16 protein-coding genes are annotated in these 18,321 nt (G+C 54.0%); 12 read left to right on the top strand and 4 right to left on the bottom strand.

From position 1 onward, the window contains the following. Positions 1-437: 437 nt before the first annotated feature. From HGO37_RS17040 to HGO37_RS17020, 5 genes are all read left to right on the top strand, one after another. Positions 438-1,388: a phosphoribosylaminoimidazolesuccinocarboxamide synthase gene (locus tag HGO37_RS17040; RefSeq protein WP_250984362.1), complete on the top strand. Its 951-nt coding sequence runs from the start codon at positions 438-440 to the stop codon at positions 1,386-1,388. Between the two features lie 2 nt (positions 1,389-1,390). Further along, positions 1,391-2,053, top strand: coding sequence for a TetR/AcrR family transcriptional regulator (locus tag HGO37_RS17035; protein WP_250984342.1), 663 nt, complete (start codon positions 1,391-1,393; stop codon positions 2,051-2,053). A gap of 181 nt (positions 2,054-2,234) precedes the next feature. Beyond that, positions 2,235-3,428 carry an efflux RND transporter periplasmic adaptor subunit gene (locus HGO37_RS17030; protein ID WP_250984341.1) on the top strand — a complete coding sequence of 398 codons (1,194 nt, stop codon included), beginning with the start codon at positions 2,235-2,237 and terminating at the stop codon, positions 3,426-3,428. Positions 3,429-3,479: 51 nt separating this feature from the next. After that, positions 3,480-6,575: an efflux RND transporter permease subunit gene (locus HGO37_RS17025; RefSeq protein WP_250984340.1), complete on the top strand. Its 3,096-nt coding sequence runs from the start codon at positions 3,480-3,482 to the stop codon at positions 6,573-6,575. A gap of 144 nt (positions 6,576-6,719) precedes the next feature. After that, entirely contained in the window at positions 6,720-8,138 is a 1,419-nt protein-coding gene (locus tag HGO37_RS17020) for an efflux transporter outer membrane subunit (protein WP_250984339.1), read from the top strand. Between the two features lie 125 nt (positions 8,139-8,263). On the opposite strand, the gene efp is transcribed toward HGO37_RS17020, so the two are convergent. Further along, positions 8,264-8,833, bottom strand: a complete 570-nt coding sequence (efp, locus tag HGO37_RS17015; protein ID WP_192490341.1) for an elongation factor P — start codon at positions 8,831-8,833, stop codon at positions 8,264-8,266. Positions 8,834-8,983: 150 nt separating this feature from the next. Here efp and epmA point away from each other — a divergent pair, with 150 nt between their 5' ends. From epmA to HGO37_RS17000, 3 genes are all read left to right on the top strand, one after another. Then, entirely contained in the window at positions 8,984-10,048 is a 1,065-nt protein-coding gene (gene epmA, locus HGO37_RS17010; RefSeq protein WP_250984338.1) for an EF-P lysine aminoacylase EpmA, read from the top strand. Continuing rightward, positions 10,045-11,097 (top strand): lysine-2,3-aminomutase-like protein, encoded by a 1,053-nt coding sequence (locus tag HGO37_RS17005; protein ID WP_250984337.1) that lies wholly within the window; start codon positions 10,045-10,047, stop codon positions 11,095-11,097. The genes epmA and HGO37_RS17005 overlap by 4 nt, the downstream gene beginning before the upstream one ends. Positions 11,098-11,585: 488 nt before the next feature. Then, a complete protein-coding gene (locus HGO37_RS17000; protein ID WP_192490344.1) occupies positions 11,586-11,777 on the top strand; it encodes a hypothetical protein in 192 nt (63 codons plus the stop codon). A 229-nt stretch (positions 11,778-12,006) separates the two neighbouring features. Here the strand turns inward: HGO37_RS17000 and HGO37_RS16995 are convergent, their stop codons facing one another. Beyond that, entirely contained in the window at positions 12,007-12,243 is a 237-nt protein-coding gene (locus tag HGO37_RS16995) for an Lrp/AsnC ligand binding domain-containing protein (protein WP_192490345.1), read from the bottom strand. A 280-nt stretch (positions 12,244-12,523) separates the two neighbouring features. Here HGO37_RS16995 and HGO37_RS16990 point away from each other — a divergent pair, with 280 nt between their 5' ends. The 4 genes from HGO37_RS16990 (at position 12,524) to modC (ending at position 16,668) form a co-directional block, all read left to right on the top strand. Then, positions 12,524-13,807 carry an NAD(P)/FAD-dependent oxidoreductase gene (locus HGO37_RS16990; protein WP_250984336.1) on the top strand — a complete coding sequence of 428 codons (1,284 nt, stop codon included), beginning with the start codon at positions 12,524-12,526 and terminating at the stop codon, positions 13,805-13,807. Positions 13,808-14,038: 231 nt separating this feature from the next. Further along, positions 14,039-14,812, top strand: coding sequence for a molybdate ABC transporter substrate-binding protein (gene modA, locus HGO37_RS16985; RefSeq protein WP_441296651.1), 774 nt, complete (start codon positions 14,039-14,041; stop codon positions 14,810-14,812). 81 nt (positions 14,813-14,893) lie between these two features. Beyond that, the gene (gene modB / locus HGO37_RS16980) at positions 14,894-15,595 is read left to right on the top strand and encodes a molybdate ABC transporter permease subunit (protein WP_250984334.1); all 702 of its coding nucleotides are present in this window, start codon (positions 14,894-14,896) and stop codon (positions 15,593-15,595) included. Further along, a complete protein-coding gene (gene modC / locus HGO37_RS16975; RefSeq protein WP_250984333.1) occupies positions 15,592-16,668 on the top strand; it encodes a molybdenum ABC transporter ATP-binding protein in 1,077 nt (358 codons plus the stop codon). Before modB ends, modC begins: the two co-directional genes overlap by 4 nt. Here modC and HGO37_RS16970 read toward each other — a convergent pair. After that, on the bottom strand, positions 16,662-17,036 hold the full coding sequence (locus tag HGO37_RS16970; protein WP_250984332.1) for a winged helix-turn-helix domain-containing protein: 375 nt from the start codon (positions 17,034-17,036) through the stop codon (positions 16,662-16,664). The genes modC and HGO37_RS16970 overlap by 7 nt on opposite strands. 50 nt (positions 17,037-17,086) lie before the next feature. Continuing rightward, entirely contained in the window at positions 17,087-18,265 is a 1,179-nt protein-coding gene (locus tag HGO37_RS16965; RefSeq protein WP_250984331.1) for an acetate/propionate family kinase, read from the bottom strand. Positions 18,266-18,321 lie beyond the last annotated feature (56 nt).

The following is an 18,321-nucleotide window of genomic DNA, read 5'->3' as shown; positions in this document are numbered from 1 at the left end:
TAAGGTCCCGCAAGCTTCGCCGCCCACGTTTCTCTTTCTTCTCATATTCAATTGTCAAAAAACTGACACACATCAGTGTCCAAAAATCCAACCCCAAAATCCGAAAACCCTGGGAACAAACCAGCCACAAAAGCCAATCTATCGTGATTTCTCTAGAACGAAGCAGTCCGTCGCCAGCAGCGCCGCCGCCCTCGTTCAGTGAGCGGACTTATAAATCTATCCCAACAAACAAGTCAACAGCCCTTTTTCATATTTATAATAAAATCATACAAACTACTGTTTTTATTAGAGAAATGATGACGTTTGTAGATTTTGACCGATTTTGGCGGCTTAAAAGCATATGCTGGTCCTGTCGTTTGAAAAATGCCATAGGAATTGCCAGCACTATTCGACTGAGGCCACTGACAGGCCCGCTTGAAACAAGGATTGGAGCAGCCGTGCGCATACTAGAAGAAGCCGTTATTCGCGAACTTCCCAATTACTATCGCGGAAAGGTACGCGAGAACTACGACTTGCCGGATGGCTCCCGCATCATCATCTCGACCGACAGGATCAGCGCCTTTGACCGTATCCTGACCTGCATTCCTTACAAGGGACAAGTGCTGACCCAAACAGCACGGTACTGGTTTGAGCAAACCGCAGATATATGCCCGAACCACGTTATCAGCTATCCGGACTCCAATGTGGTGATCGGTAAACGTCTCGATATTCTTCCCGTTGAGATCGTTGTCAGAGGATATCTGGCCGGCACGACAGGCACCTCCATCCTTACTCTTTATAAGAAGGGCGAGCGCCAGATGTATGGCATCACTCTGCCGGATGGCCTTCGCGACAATCAGAAACTGCCGGAACCGATCATTACCCCAACCAGCAAGGCCTTTGATGGCGGACACGATGAGCCCCTGACACCGGATGAAATCGTTGAAAAGAAGCTTCTCACGCAGGAGCAGTGGGCAACATTATCAAAATATGCCCTGGCCCTGTTCAAGCGCGGCCAGGAGATCGCCGCCAAACATGGCCTGATCCTCGTCGACACCAAATATGAGTTCGGCACGGACGCCGAAGGCAACATCATTCTTGCCGATGAAATTCACACACCTGACAGCAGCCGATACTGGATTGCAGAATCCTATGGCGAAAGCTTTGAAAAAGGTACACGGCCCGCGAGCTTCGACAAGGACTTTGTCAGAGCATGGGTGGTTGAACGCTGCGATCCCTATAAGGACGACATTCCGGAGATTCCGGAAAAGCTCGTCATGGACACATCGGATGTGTATATAAGAGCATATGAGCAAATAACGGGGAAAACATTCGTTCCTGATAATAGCGAAAACACACCATTGGAACGTGTTCGCAAGAATTTGGAGCCCTATTTTACCGGAGCCTGATTGTGGTAAACTCATCTGCATCCATGAAAACCGTCAGCAATACAGCAAAAACCGCGCTTCCCCGGAAGCGGCTGCGGCGGCCTGCAGAAGAAACCCGCAGTGAAATTCTGGCCACGGCCGAGAAGCTGTTCAGCATGCGCGGCTTCTCGACTGTGACGATTGCCGACATTGCCGCGGCAATGTCGATGTCGCCAGCCAATGTGTTCAAGCATTTTCACTCCAAGGTCGCGCTGGTTGACGCCATCGTCCTTAGACAGATCACATCTTTGCAAAATGATCTAGATGCCATGGACACCACGCTGCCCCCCTATGAGCGACTGCACCAGATGGCGCTGTCACTGATGCGCAAACATGTCGTGACGCTGGAAGAAACACCTTATGTGTTTGAGATGTTGGTTTTGATGGCCAAACAGGAGCTGGATTGCGGCGAGCAATATCTTCAGGTTCTCAATGCGCATGTCAGCAAAATTATCGCAGCCGGCATCAAGCTTGGAATTTACCAGACAGACGATCTCGACGAAACTGCCGATACCATCAATCATGCCCTCGTCAGCGTTATCCATCCTGTGCTCATCGCAGGTGAGAACCCGGATATTTTAGCCACACGCTGCACGAAACTCGTCAATATGATGGATGCTGCGCTGCGAAATACACTTGCAAAGTGACGCTTTTAATTTTACGTCACTTGATAACAACTGACGAAATTCAATCATCCGGCTCATTGTATCCAATAAGCCGGATGTTTTTGGTTCATTATTGATAATTGCTTGAAATCAGCTCCGGCTTGCGGATCATCAGAAAAAGCTCTCTTTATCCGCAGAGCTGGCTCTTATGTGGGAAACACGAATGACAAGACGTATCCTTCCGGTTCTTGCCGCCCTGTGCGTGGCTAGCGTGGTTGCAGGCTGCAGCGATGAAAAGCAGACTGCACAGGCGCAAGCGCCAGAACGTCCACCTGCTCCTGTCAGCGTTGTCATCATGAAAGAATCCGAGCAGCCGTTGACGACGGTACTGCCCGGCCGTGCCAGCGCCTTCCAGACTGCGGAAATCCGCCCACGCGTCACCGGCATCATTCGCGAGATCACCTTCAAGGAAGGTAGCGAAGTGCAGCAGGGAGACCTGCTCTACCAAATCGAAGACGACACCTATGTCGCCGAAGTTGCGCAGGCCCGCGCCAGCCTTGCAAAGGCTGAAGCCAGTGTTCCAAGCGCTCAGGCAAACCTGGCCCGCTATGAGCGTCTGGTCAACAGCGGTGCAACGCAGATTGAATATGAAAATGCTAAGGTGACATTGCTTCAGGCCGAAGCAGATGTTGCACAGGCCAAGGCGGCGCTTCAGGCGGCTGATATCAATCTCAACCTAACGAAAATCCGCGCACCGTTCAACGGCATCACCACATCGACCAGCTTCAGCATCGGTAACGTAGTCACTGCTAACCAGTCCGCTGCGCTGACCACACTGCGCCGTATCGATCCGATCTACATTGACCTGATTGAATCCAGTGCCAATCTGCTACGTCTTCGCACGGCAGTTGCCGCAGGCTCAAAGGGACCGAACAATGCCGAGGCCGACCTCCACCTGACCCTGGAAAACGGTACGAAATATCCTCATGCCGGTAAGGTCGACATGTCGGATATGGCGGTGAGCGAAACCACCGGCACTTATTACATCCGCGCCCAGTTCGACAATCCGGATGACCTCATTCTGCCGGGCATGTACGTTCGCGCCACGCTGACGATCGGCAAGGAAAAAGGCTTCCTTATTCCGCAGCGTGCTGCCGACAGAAACCCCAGCGGCGAACTGACTGCAAAATTTGTCAGCGAAAAGGGTACCGTTGAAACGCGCACATTTGCTGAAAGCAGCCAGTCAGGCAATTCCTGGCTTGTAACCACAGGCGTCAAAGACGGTGACAAGCTGATTGTGGATGGTTTCCAGTGGATTGGCGACGGCGCACCGATTGCACCTGTTGAAGTAACAATTGACGACAAGGGACTGGTGGTAACCCAGCCAGCGGCTCCAGCAGCCGCTCCCGCAAACTGATAATCGCGACAATCGCCCGACGACCGTAACAACGAAGGCGCAGAAACACATATGGCCCACTTCTTCATCCGGCGCCCAATCTTTGCTTGGGTGATAGCGATTGTGATTATGCTTGGCGGCTTGCTGGCCATCAACACACTCTCTATCTCGCAATATCCAGATATCGCACCGACAACGGTTCGCATCAGCGCCAGCTACAATGGCGCGAGCGCGGAAACAGTACAGAAATCGGTGACGACCGTTATCGAAGACGGCATGACCGGCCTCGATGACCTCACTTACATGACGTCCTCATCTTCAACTGGTAGCTCGTCCGTTACGCTGACCTTTGGTAACAGCATCATGCCGGATATTGCTCAGGTTCAGGTGCAAAACAAGCTGCAGCTTGTCCAGACCCAGCTGCCGGATGTTGTACAGCAGGCCGGCATTGAAGTCAGCCGCTCTACGTCGAGCATCCTGATGGTCGGTGCGCTGATTTCGACCGATGGCAAACGTACATCGGTGGATTTGGGTGACATTTTCTCAACCCGCATCGAAGACCAGATCAAGCGTCTTGAAGGTGTTGGTAGCATCAACATCTTCGGTTCCGGTTACGCCATGCGCGTCTGGCTCGATCCGTTCAAGCTCAACAAATATCAGTTGACGACCAGCGATGTCACTACGGCTATTCAGAGCCAAAACACTCAGGTTTCCGTTGGTCAGCTTGGTGCACTGCCAGCCGTACAGGGTCAACAGCTGAACCTTACGATTACCGCGCAGAGCCAGCTGACAACCGTCGCGGACTTTGAATCGGTTATCCTCAAAGTCGAAAAGGACGGTGCAACCGTCCGCTTGAGCGATGTTGCCCGCATTGAAATTGGGGAAGAAAGCTACGGCGGCGATTCCCGCTCGAACGGCCGTCCATCCTCCGGTTTCGCGGTAAATCTTGCAACCGGTGCCAATGCTCTCGATACAGCCGCCCGAGTGAAGGCAGCGCTTGAGGTCGCCTCGCAGGGCCTACCTGAAGGTGTTGTCATCGAATACCCGTATGACACCACGCCATTCGTTCAACTTTCCATCGAGAAGGTTGTTCACACACTCATCGAAGCGATCATTCTCGTCTTCGTGGTTCTGTTGATCTTCCTGCAGAATTTGAGAGCAACGATCATTCCGATGATCGCGGTTCCCGTGGTTCTGCTGGGCACATTCGGCATTCTTGCGCTGGCGGGATATTCCATCAATACGCTGACGATGTTCGCGATGGTGCTTGCCATCGGCCTTCTGGTGGATGATGCGATCGTGGTGGTGGAAAACGTCGAACGTATCATGTCCGATGAGGGGCTTCCGCCTCTCGAGGCGACCGAAAAGTCGATGGGTGAAATTACCGGCGCGATCATTGGTATCGCCCTGGTTCTGACGGCCGTGTTCATTCCGATGGCCTTCTTCGGCGGCTCCACCGGCATTATCTATCGCCAGTTCTCGATCACCATTGTGTCGGCCATGCTTTTGTCTGCCGTCGTCGCAATCGTTCTGACACCAGCACTTTGCGCTACGATCCTGAAGCCTGTAGACCACCACAAAAAACAGCGTGGTCCCGGTGCATGGTTCAATCGAGGCTTTGGCAAAACAACTGATGGCTATGTTTCGAGCATCGGTTACCTGCTAAAGCGCCCTCTGCGCGTCATGGTGATGTTCGCCATCGTCATCGGTGGTTGCGCCTGGTTCTTCACCAAGTTGCCAAGTTCGTTCCTTCCTCAGGAAGACCAAGGCGTTCTGCTGACAATCGTTCAGCTGCCAACAGGGTCGACGATCGAGCGGACCAACGCGGTTGTAAAACAGGTTGAAACATATTTCCGCGAAAACGAAGCAGACAATGTCGATTCTGTATTCGGCGTTCTTGGTTTCAGCTTCACCGGTTCCGGCCAGAACAACGCGATAGTTTTCACCAAGCTGAAGGACTTCTCGCTTCGCAGCAAACCTGAACAGCACGCTGGAGCGATTGTTCAACGCGCCATGGGAACCTTCTTCACATACCGTGATGCTCAGGTCTTCCCGCTGCTTCCGCCTGCTATTCAGGGCATGGGTACGTCGAGCGGTTTCTCAATGTATCTGGTCGACAGTGGTCGTAACGGTAATGACGCCTTGACAGCTGCATCGAAGGAACTGATCCAGATGACCGGGTCCAACCCGAACATCAGCTCGTTGCGCAGCAACAGCCGCGATAACGAATCGCAGATGAAGATCAACCTTGATCAGGAAAAGATGGGCGCCATGGGTGTGGATCTTGCCTCGGTCAACCTGATGCTCTCGACCATCTTTGCCGGTCGTGACGTCAATGACTTCACGCTGAATGGTGAACTGAAACCGGTATATGTTCAGGGTGACGCACAATACCGTATGCAACCGGACGACTTGAAGTTCTGGTACGCCCGTAACAGCAGCGGTGAAATGGTGCCATTCTCGTCCTTCTCGGAAGTATCCTGGGTAAGCGGCGCTCCAACCCTTGCACGCTTCAACGGCACGGGGGCGATCTCGCTTGAAGGTACAGCCGGACCAGGCATTGCCTCGGGTGTTGCCATGGATGAGATGGAAAAACTGACGGCAAGCCTCAACGGTGGTTACACTGTGGCCTGGCAGGGCATCTCCTATCAGGAGCGTCTGTCCGGTTCGCAGGCTCCTGCCCTCTATGCTCTCTCGGTCCTCATCGTCTTCCTTTGCCTTGCTGCACTTTATGAAAGCTGGTCCATTCCGTTCTCGGTCATCATGGCCGTTCCGGTTGGCGTGCTAGGTGCTCTGGCGGCAGCACACTTCTTTGGCCAGTCCAACGATGTGTACTTCAAGGTTGGTCTGCTAACGACCATTGGTCTGGCGGCAAAGAACGCGATCCTGATCGTGGAATTTGCGAAGGAACGAATGGAGCATGGGTTAAGCTTGCTCGATGCCACATTGGAAGCAGCACGCTTGCGTCTGCGCCCGATTATCATGACGTCACTGGCGTTTATTCTTGGCGTGGTACCGCTTGCAATCGCAACGGGTGCTGGCTCTGCAGCTCAGAACGCCATCGGTATCGGCGTTCTCGGCGGCATGCTTGCAGCGACGGTTCTGGGCGTATTCTTCGTACCGTCGTTCTTCGTAATCATCAGAAAGATATCAAAACGGTCACACTGACAGAAAAAACGTTGTGCCTGCACTTCTCTGATTGTTAAAAAATATACGAATCGTAGCAAACCTTATGCTACGATTCACCATAAATGCTGATCGGGGCCAGTATTCGGGGCAGCCGTGAGATCTCGAAACTTTTAGGGTATTATGATGCTATCCATTCGGACTTCCATTCCACTGGCCCTGCTGCTGCTTTCCGGCTGCGTTGTGGGACCAGACCACAAGGCACCAGAAATTCAATTGCCAACAAAATTTGCTGAGGGCGGCAAGACGAGCAATGGCGATGTTTCAACAGTTGCCTGGTGGAATGCTTTCAACGACAGCCGTCTTAATGGGTACGTCACCACCGGCTTGGCGCAGAACCTGACAGTGCTTCAGGCACTGGAGCGCATCAATCAGGCTGAAGCCAGCGTGGTTGTTGCCGGCGCGGGTGCACTGCCAAGCCTCACGACCCAGGGCCAGCACACAACCAGCGGCCGCAAGGGCAGCCTGCCAACGGCAGACAGCAGTGTCACCAATACATCGGCTGGATCGCTAAACGTGTCCTGGCTGCTGGATCTGTTTGGTCAGTATCGCCGTTCCAAGGAAGCCGCAAATGCAAACCTCGACGCCGCTTACGCAAGCGCCGATGTTGCAAAGCTTTCGCTGCTGTCTTCGCTTGTTTCGGCCTATATCGATGCGCGCTACTATCAGGAGCGTCTGGCAATTGCCCGTCAGAACCTGACATCGCGTCGTGAAACACTCGACCTGACCAAGCTGCAGCTTGAAGCCGGTGCAGCTTCCCGTCTGGACGTTGTACAGTCCGAAGGTCTGGTAAACTCGACACTCGCAGAAATTCCGAACCTTGAAACCAACTTCCGTCGTGCAGCACACCGCGTTGCAACGCTGCTTGGCATGCCTGCATCGTCGCTGGTTGTGGAACTGCAGCGCGGCGCACGCCAGCCTGTTGCGCGCTCCATTCCAAAGACCGGCATTCCGGCCGACCTGATCCGCAACCGTCCTGACGTCCGTGCAGCAGAACGCACACTGGCAGCAGCGGTCGCTCAGATCGGCGTTGCCGAAGCGCAGCTGTATCCAAGCATCGAGCTTGGCGGCACGATCACACCAAGCTACTCGCGCATCAGCGGTGGCAGCCGTGGTTCGTCCAACTCCTGGTCTTTCGGTCCGTCGCTCGTTCTGCCAATTCTTGACGGTGGCCGCCTGCGCGCCAACGTCGACATTGCCAACTCTTCCGCACGCGAACAGTACCTTGTCTGGAAACAGACGGTCCTTACCGCCGTTGAAGAAGTTGAAAACGCACTTGCAGCCATCAACCGTGACCAGCGCACGGCCAGTGCTCTGCGTGCAACGGTCAACTCTTACAACGAAGCGCTTTCGCTCTCGACAGCCAGCTACCGTGACGGCGCATCTTCGCTGCTCGACGTGCTGGACGCACAGCGTTCCGTTTCGACAGCCCAGGCAAGCCTTGCTCAGGCTGTACAGCAGACAGCGCAGGACTACGTCGCCCTCAGTGTTGCTATCGGTGGCGGTTACGCCATTGGCGCGACACCTGCCAAGCCAGCCATGTAAGCTGCCTGCCAGCGCATCCCAAAACAAAAGCCCGCAACACATGTTGCGGGCTTTTTTGTTGGCAAGACAATAAAAAACCTCCGGTTTTGGCCGGAGGTTTTTGCTGTCAACTCGGTTCGAGCTGATTAGTTCTTGGCACGCTCAACGTAGGAATTGTCTTCGGTTGCGATAACAACGCGAACACCAGCGTCAACATGCGGCGGCACCATTGTACGGATGCCGTTGGACAGGATAGCAGGCTTGTAGGACGAAGACGCTGTCTGGCCCTTAACGACTGGCTCGGTCTCAACGATCTCAAGCGTCACGTGGCGTGGCAGTTCGAGAGCCAGCGGGTTGCCTTCATAGATCGACAGAACGCAGGTCATGCCTTCCTGAAGATAGGCCTTCTGGTCACCCATGGTCTCGACGTCTACGACAACCTGGTCGTAGTTTTCAGGATTCATGAAGTGGAAGCCTTCGCCGTCTTCGTAAAGATACTGGAAGTTCAGGTCTTCAACGAATGCGCGCTCAACCTGCTCGGTCGTGCGCCAGCGCTCGGAAACCTTCACGCCATCAACGATGCGGCGCATATCCACCTGTGTAACAGGCGTGCCCTTGCCTGGGTGGAAGTTCTGGGCGGTGAGAACGACGTAAAGCTTGCCCTCGACTTCGAGAACATTGCCCTTACGGACAGATGAGGCGATAACCTTGACCATATGACTTCCTTGTAACTCAGTAAAATGCGTCGTAAAGGACAGCGCGGCTGCGCCTGCCGGTAGACGTTTAATCTGTTTTCCGGGCGCAAGTACCTTAAATTCACGCAAATAGCCAGCCTTCAACTGTATCGACCAAAAAGAAAGCCAGCCATGAACCCGTCAGCCAAGACATCTTCCCCATGGTGGACGCCGGATGTGCATGCCGACCGCAGGCCATTTCTTTTGGGGCGCAACGCGATACAGTCAAATCTCAGAGCCTATTTCGCCAAAAACGACTTCCTTGAGGTTGATACACCGTCACTGCAAGTGTCTCCGGGCAATGAGGCGCATCTGCATGCTTTTGCAACGCAGGGCATAACAACGGCCGGCGAACATTTTCCGCTTTACCTGCACACGTCTCCGGAATTTGCTTGCAAGAAGCTGCTCGCAGCCGGCGAACAACGCATTTCCTGTTTCGCACATGTCTATCGCAACAGGGAACGAGGCCCGTTGCACCATCCGGAATTCACCATGCTGGAATGGTACCGCGCCAACACCGGCTATGAAACGCTGATGACCGATTGCGCAGACATTCTTGCCCTTGCTGCCGAAACCACCAAGACGAAACATTTCACCTACAATGGTCGTAGTGTCGATCCATTTCTGGAGCCGGAAAGAATAAGTGTCGCTGAAGCGTTCGAGCGTTATGCGGGCGTCGACCTTCTGGCCAGCATTGATAAAAATGGCGAGACAGATCGCGACCATCTGAAAGCCGCACTGACAAATGCCGGCATCCGCACATCATTTGACGACACCTGGGCAGACCTGTTCAGCCGCGTCATCGTCGAACGTATCGAACCGGAACTTGGTTATGGCCGCGTGACAATTCTCGATGAATACCCGTCGAGCGAGGCCGCACTCGCCCGCCGGACAGCGAAGGATGGCCGCGTCTCCGAACGTTTTGAGCTTTATGCCTGCGGTGTGGAACTGGCAAATGCCTTCGGAGAACTGACCGATAGCAAAGAACAGCGCATCCGTTTCGAGCAGGAAATGATTGAGAAACAACGTGTCTATGGCGAGACATATCCGCTGGATGAAGACCTTTTGGCAGCGCTGGAATTGATGCCAGCCGCCAGCGGCATCGCGCTTGGATTTGACCGTCTTGTCATGCTGGCAACCGGCGCTCCGCGTATCGATCTCGTCATGTGGGCACCAGTCGCGGAATACGGGAGATGACAACGATTACCCGCAGCCTCAAATCGGTAAAGGCCTTAAACGAGGCCGGGTTGATCGACGCACCGGCGTCTGATCGCCTGACGCCGGTTGGAGAGCGTTATGCGGTGGCCATCACCCCTGATATCGCAGCCCTAATACAACAGGAAAATGGTGATGGACCGATAAGCCGTCAGTTCGTACCGGACCTAGCCGAACTGACCATCACCAATACTGAACGCGAAGATCCGATTGGTGATGAGGCGCACAGCCCAGTTCCGGGCATCGTGCATCGATATCCTGACCGTGTGTTGCTGAAGGCCGTTCATATCTGCCCGGTGTACTGTCGCTTCTGTTTTCGCCGTGAAATGGTCGGGCCTGATGGCAACGGCACATTGAACCGCGAAGAGCTGGACACGGCCATCGCCTATATCAGGGACAACCCGACGATCTGGGAAGTCATCCTGACCGGTGGTGATCCCCTGGTGTTATCGGCTCGCCGGCTGAGCGAAATCATGTTGGCGCTGAAAGCGATCGACCATGTTAAAATCGTTCGTTTCCACACGCGCGTGCCTGTCGTCGAGCCGCAACGAATTGACGACGCTCTTGTCGATGCACTGAAAGCCAGTGGTAAGACCACCTATGTGGCACTACATGCCAATCATGTCGACGAACTGACCCCACAAGCACGCGCTGCCTGCAACAGGTTGGTTGATGCGGGTGTTGTGATGATCAGCCAGACCGTTCTGCTGAAGGGCATTAATGATGATGCCACCATCCTGGCAGATTTGATGCGCGCTTTCGTCGAAACTCGAATCAAACCTTACTATCTGCATCACCCCGATCTTGCGCCAGGTACATCACATTTTCGTCTGAGCATCGAGGAAGGTCAGAAAATAGTCGCGCAATTGCGTGGCAATATCTCCGGCCTCTGCCAGCCGACATATATTCTGGATATTCCTGGCGGCTACGGCAAAGCGCCGGTCGGCGAATCGGTGATCCGCCAGACGGGCGATGGCTGTTATTCGGTGTCCGACTTTACCGGACAGAGTCACAAATACCCTCCGGCATAATTTTTTTCGTACAATTGATTCCGATCACATTTCGCTGATCCAGCCGCGTGTTTTTTTTCCACAATCGCCGGAACCAATCGGTATGCCCGACGTTTCAACGCGGATGTTCACCAAAAGCAGATTTGTGCTGAGCGGGTGGAGGCCTGATGGAGACCGCACGAAAACAAAATTTCACAATTCCGCCCGAAATCTGTCATCATAAAGAAAAATATTCTGCGCATAATCATTTACGTTGATTTTGATTTAGAATTCGGCTACGAAGCAACTTGTTGGAGCTTAGACTCCGGTTTTAGTGCAACACGCGAACAAAGGAGAGTGACATGTTTAAACTAACATTCAATGCCGCCACCCTTGGTCGTATTGTGCTTAAACACGAGCGCACAATTTCGTGCTCCTGCTTCTGTCGAATGTGACCTGAACACCGTTCAATTCATTTCAAAATTTATTCGACAAAGCCACAGCAATCGAGCTGTAGCGGGAGTAGGCATATGCAAAAGCAAGTTATAGAATTCGCCGGTGAACCAGTCGGCATCGTCATTCCGGATAATGATCGTTTCAAGTTCATCGCGGTGAAGTTCCACGTTCACGATCTCGATGAACAGCGGTTCGATACGCCAGATGATGTGAAACTGGCCATTCGCAATCTCGTTCACAATCGCAATATCGCGGCTGTCGCGTGAAATCTCACGCAACACCGGATGTGCGATCCCTATACGCTGAACCATATTTCACGACAGATAAAGCGCGAAGCCTGGTATTTTATACCGCTCCGCGCTTTTTATATGTCAGAAACACCTAGGACAAATCCGGCGCGAAACCATGCGCTGAAAGTCTCATGTCGAAAAAGCGACATCACCACTCTCTCACGACAAGAGAGTGATTTCGACAAAGCTCGGAAGCTCACAAAATTCAGAATGCCGTAAATGTCAGCGTCGTCAGTGAACGCACGATGCCCGGGATGCAGACGATATTATCGTTGATGAATTTCCCGGTATCCTGATCTTCCTTCAGGTATATCTTCAGCAGCAGATCATATTCACCACTGGTCGAATAAAGCTCGGACACCAGCTCCGTTTTGTAGATTGCATCCGCGACCTCGTAGGTCTTGCCCGGTGTGCATTGCAATTGAACGAAGATTGGCTTCATTGGTAGATACCCTGATATGCGCTTTCGATGAGGTGGCACACCTCTTTTCAACAACACTATTGGCTGAGGCGTGCCTGTGTTGCAAGTCCATTGGCCATTTTGTGCCCTCTAGCAAAGACCATTGTCTTGCTGCCCTCGCACAAACCCGGGCAGATCGGCATTATTCCCTAAGGGAATGATCTGTTGACGATATGTCGATATCCAACAGCCTTCACACTCGCTAAGCTCGAAGCATAATCACTCCCGGTCAACGGGAGAAACCCACTTCCGGATGGCGAACATGTACAACGATCCACGCTCCCACGGCCTGTGGGAAATGACAGCTCCCCCGCCGCCTGAAACATCGCCGCTTCAAGGCAATGTCTCGGCAGATGTCGTCATCGTGGGTGGCGGTTATACCGGCCTTTCCGCAGCCTTGCATCTGGCAGAACGCGGCACGCGGGTAACCCTACTGGAGGCAAAACAATTTGGCTTTGGCGGCGCTGGCCGAAATGTCGGCCTGATCAATGGCGGCATGTGGACCATGCCCAAGGAACTGCCAACCGTGCTTGGTCCTGTTTATGGCGAACGCTTGCTGGATTTGCTGGGCGGTGCGCCGCTGGTTGTGCGCGAGCTCATTCAAAAATACGCCATCGATTGCCAATTGCAGACGAACGGTACGCTGCATTGCGCTGTCGGCAAGTCAGGCCTTGAGGAAATTGAGGAGCGCTGCCGCCAATGGAGCGCACGCGGCGCGCCGGTGAAAATTCTTGATGCGGAAGAGACCGCCAGACGTGTTGGCACCCGCGCCTATGCTGGCGCTCTTCACGACAGCAGGGCTGGAACCTTACAGCCACTCGCCTATGCACGCGGCCTTGCCCGCGCCGCACAAAATGCAGGCGCCCAGCTACACACTGAAAGCCCGGTCCTATCGACAGAACGACAGGCTGGAAATTGGATCGTCAGGACTGCAAAAGGCTCCGTCACGGCACAATGGATTATTGTTGCGTCGGAAGCCTATAGCACCGGCCCCTGGGAAGTCGTTCGCCAGGAACAGGTCTATCTTCCCTACTTCAATTTCGCAACGAAACCGCTGAACAAAGCCGTCCTCAACACCATTTTGCCGGGCAAAGAAGGATGCTGGGACACACGGGAAATCCTGTCGTCTTTCCGGCTGGACAAGGAAGGCCGGCTGGTTTTCGGCAGCGTCGGTGCATTGCGCAACACTGGTCTAGCCGTTCACCGGGCTTGGGCTATCCGTTCATTACAAAAACTCTTCCCGCAAATTGGCAAAGTAGAATTTGACGCCGAATGGTACGGCAAGATCGGGATGACGGATAACGCCCTGCCACGTTTCCATAAATTCGCACCCAATGTCGTCGGGTTCTCTGGTTACAACGGCCGCGGCATCGCGCCGGGCACAATCTTCGGCAAAACAATAGCAAGCCATGTCAGCGGTGATATCACCGAAGACAACATGCCCTTGCCTCTGACCGAAGCGAGAGAGCAGAAACTGCGCAGCGTCAAAGAACTTTACTACGAAGCGGGCGCACAGATTGCCCACATTGCCGGGGCACGTTTCTAGCACCCGTTGCCTGAGAAGGCCTCTCTGACCGGATCTGCGTGCTCGACCGCCGCAGGTCCGGTTTTTATTTGCCGCAAATACGGACAAGACTGGCTGACATCAGCATACGACGTCGGCGCAAGCCGATGTATTCTTGAAAACACATCCATTCTCGGTTAAGCCAAACCGTCATATACAACAAAACATATCGACTGACCAAAAGGAACCGCCATGAAATTTCTCAGACGCCACATGTTCAGAATAATCGCGGCTTCCGTTGCAGCCGTATTCCTGTCCACAGCCATGCTTTCCGGCACAGCCGCTGCTGAAGAAAAAGTAACGGTTTTTGCCGCTGCCAGCATGAAGAATGCGCTGGATGCGATCAACGCAGACTGGGCCAAGGAAACCAGGAACGGAACCACTGTTTCCTATGCAGCGAGCTCTGCATTGGCCAAGCAGATTGAAGCTGGCGCACCTGCCGACATCTTCATCTCCGCCGACCTGGCATGGATGGACTATGTCGCTGAAAAGAAGCTGATCAAGGAGGACACCCGCTCCAACCTTCTGGGCAACCGCATCGTTCTGGTAGCTCCAGCTGACAAGGGAAAGGACGTTGAAATCAAGGAAGGTTTCGACCTGGCTGGTCTGCTGGGTGATGGCCGCCTGGCGATGGGTGCAGTTGATTCCGTTCCAGCTGGCAAATACGGCAAGGCCGCTTTGGAAAAGCTCGGCGTATGGTCATCGGTTGAAGCCAAGGTTGCCGGCGCAGAAAGCGTTCGCGCAGCGCTGCTGCTGGTATCGCGCGGTGAAGCTCCTTACGGCATCGTCTACCAGACGGATGCCGCTGCTGACACAGGCGTAAAGATTGTCGGCACGTTCCCTGAAGATACCCACCCAGCTATCATCTATCCGGTTGCAGTCCTGTCTTCCTCGAAGACACAGGCAGCTGAAGCCTACCTCGAATACCTGAAGTCGGACAAAGCTGTACCGATCTTCGAAAAGGAAGGCTTTACAATCGTAAAGTAATCCTCATCCACTCGGATGAAAAGACATACACGCCCCGGTCATGGCCGGGGCGTTCGCTGACAAGAATAAAGGAAACCCGCATTGGACTGGCTAACACTTGGCCCTGACGAATGGATCGCAATTCGCCTCAGCTTATGGGTTTCCACCATCGCGATGCTGGTCAGCCTGCCCTTTGGCATTATCACCGCACTGGCCTTGGCGCGCGGCCGTTTCTGGGGAAAATCCCTGCTCAACGGCATCGTGCATCTGCCTCTGATCCTGCCACCGGTCGTGACAGGTTTCATCCTGCTGGTTCTGTTTGGCAGACGCGGTTTCATCGGCTCCTATCTTGATGAATATTTCGGCATCGTTTTTTCCTTCCGCTGGACGGGCGCAGCGCTTGCCTGCGGTATCATGGGCTTTCCGCTTATGGTCCGCTCGATCCGCCTTTCGATCGAATCCGTTGATCGAAAGCTGGAGGAGGCAGCCGGAACCTTGGGTGCAAGCCCGTTATGGGTGTTCCTCACCGTTACCTTGCCGCTGACATTGCCCGGCATTATCGCCGGCATGATTCTGGCCTTTGCCAAGGCCATGGGTGAGTTCGGCGCCACCATTACATTCGTGTCGAATATTCCTGGCGAAACACAGACATTGTCGGCCGCCATTTATACATTCACGCAGGTTCCGGGCGGAGACCTCGGCGCGCTAAGGTTGACGATCGTCGCCATTGTCATTTCCATGCTGGCACTTCTTGCCTCGGAATTCATGGCGCGCTTCGTCGGAAAACGGGTGAACGCAGAATGACCCTTACCGTCAGCATCAATCACCGTTTTCAGTCTTTTCATCTGGACGCATCCTTTGTGTCCGAGCGTGGGGTGACAGCACTTTTCGGCCGTTCAGGATCGGGCAAAACCTCGATGATCCGTATCATTGCCGGATTGACGAAACCCGATAACGGTAAGGTCGTTCTTGATGACACGACGCTGGCGGATTCCGACAGACGACTTTTTGTGCCGGGTTACAAACGCCGCTTTGGATATGTGTTTCAGGAAGCACGGCTTTTCCCGCACATGACCGTGCAGCAAAATCTGGATTATGGCCGCTGGTTTACACCAAAGGCCAACCGCCAGACCAACGATGCTCGCATCATTGAGATGCTTGGCATCGGCGCGCTGTTGTCGCGACATCCGGACAAATTGTCAGGCGGCGAAAAACAACGTGTCGCCATTGGCAGAGCACTTCTGTCTTCACCACGCATGTTGTTGATGGATGAACCGCTTGCGGCGCTAGATGAAGCCCGAAAGCTGGAAATCCTGCCCTATCTGGAACTTCTGCGCGACGAAATGCGCCTGCCGATCGTTTATGTCAGCCACTCGGTCGCCGAGGTCGCCCGTCTGGCCGACAAGGTCATCGTGATGAAGGACGGCAAGGTGGAAGCGGCAGGTCCCGCCAGCGAAGTTCTTGGTGAATCCGCCTTTTCCAACCAACTCGAACGCCGTGAAATGGGCAGCATTCTCTCCGGCAAGATCGAAGCGGTTGACGATAAATATGGACTGCTGACCGTTCGCCTCAAACAGAAAAGCCTCACCATACCTGCCAAGGCAGGCGAAATCGGCAAAACCGTGCGTGTGCACATTCCTGCCCGCGACGTCATGCTGGCAACCGAAAATCCCAATGGTTTGAGTGCATTGAACATTTTGCAGGGCACCATCAAGGACATATCAGACGCCACCGATGGCATGGTCACCGTCAGCATCAATTGTGGTGGCGATACCATCCTGTCACGGATTACCGCCCTGTCTCAGGAAAGGCTGGGGCTTGAACCGGGCAAGCCGGTTTTTGCGATCGTCAAATCGGCAGCACTCGACCGCTACTGACCGGCATCAGATGACCGGTGGCGGTTTTTCTCCAGCCAGTCCAACTCTGGTTTGACAGCCTTTTCAAGCTTCTCCTGCATATTACGGTAGGTGTGAAGCAGTTCATTACCAAACTCCGTCAGGGCAGCACCACCGCCCTGCTTGCCGCCCCGCTGGGATTCGACAACCGGCCTGCGGAACATGCTGTTCAAGGCATCCACCAGCAGCCAGGCCCTTCGGTAGGACATATCCATCGCGCGTCCTGCGGCAGAGATGGATCCTGTCGAGGCAATCAGCTCCAGCAGACGGATCTTGCCATGACCCAGCCTGCTATCTGGCGGAAAATCGATCCGCAACACCAGTCGCAAGACATCATCACTATTTTCCATCAACCATCTCGACACATTCAGCAGGACTATGGTCGCTGTTATTTCATGCCTTATTCGGAAAGAACAGAGAGAGCTTCATCCGCAATCGTCTGTTCCTCGTCGGTTGAGATAACATAGACCGCGACCCGGCTGGCCTCACTGCTGATCAGCCTGCGATTTTCATTATTGGCGGCATCATCGATCTCAACACCCAGCCACATCATCCTCTCGGCTATGCTTTTGCGCATCAACGGCTGATGTTCACCAATGCCAGCCGTAAAAACAAATGCATCCAGACCCCCAAGTGTCGCCGCAAGCCGTGCAGCCTCGCCGGCAATCCGGAAAGAAAACAGATCAAGCGCAAGTCTGGCGTCGGGATTTTCACTCTTTAGCAAATCACGAATGTCAGCACTGACGCCGGAAACGCCAAGCAGGCCGCACCTGTGATAAAGCAACTCCTGCAGATCGACAGGCTTCATGCCCTTTTCAGTAAGGAGATGCAAAAGAACCCCGGCATCAAGCGCTCCGCACCGGGTTGCCATCGGGATGCCATCCAGTGTCGAAAAGCCCATGCTGGTGTCACGGCTAATGCCTTCCTCCAGTGCGCACAGACTTGCCCCGCTTCCCAGATGCGCGGCAACAACCTTCCCCGAGCCAAGCTCAGGTGCGATGCGCTTCACGGCACTGGCAATGAATTTATAGGACAGCCCATGAAAACCGTAGCGCCTTACGCCTTCATCATGCAGGGCAGAGGGTAGCGCAAAACGTTGCGCCAACGGATGCTGGCTTCTGTGAAACGCGGTGTCGAATGAAACCGTCTGCGGCATATCAGGGAAAAGATGACTAATCGCCCGGATCAACCGCAGACTTTGTGGCTGATGCAAAGGTGCAAGAGGTGTCAGATCTTCAATACCGACACGTGTTTCGTGGCTTAGAACAACAGGGCCTTCGAACCTGTCGCCACCATGCACCACCCTGTGCCCCACCGCATAAACATCATCCAGGTTGAAATGTTTGGCGAGCCAGCCAAAGGTTTCTTCCAGCACGTCATGCAGGACATCCTGCCCATCCGAGGTCAATGGCACTTCAAAATCTTGCGGACCTTCCATCAAATGGAAAACCAACGGACGCTCCCGAAAATCAATGATGCCTTTGCCAACACGGGTGGCCTTATCCGCCTCGACCGCAAAAAGACCAATCTTCACGGTCGATGAACCGGCATTGAAGGTAAGAAGCATCTTGCTCGTCATGACTGACCTCCCGTTGCATGTACCCGACAATCTCACCAAGCGCGCACGCTTTTGTC

Origin of the sequence: Rhizobium sp. CG4 (genome assembly GCF_023701965.1) — a bacterium.
In the GTDB taxonomy this organism is placed as follows: domain Bacteria; phylum Pseudomonadota; class Alphaproteobacteria; order Rhizobiales; family Rhizobiaceae; genus Agrobacterium.
This window is presented reverse-complemented; position numbering and strand designations above follow the sequence as displayed.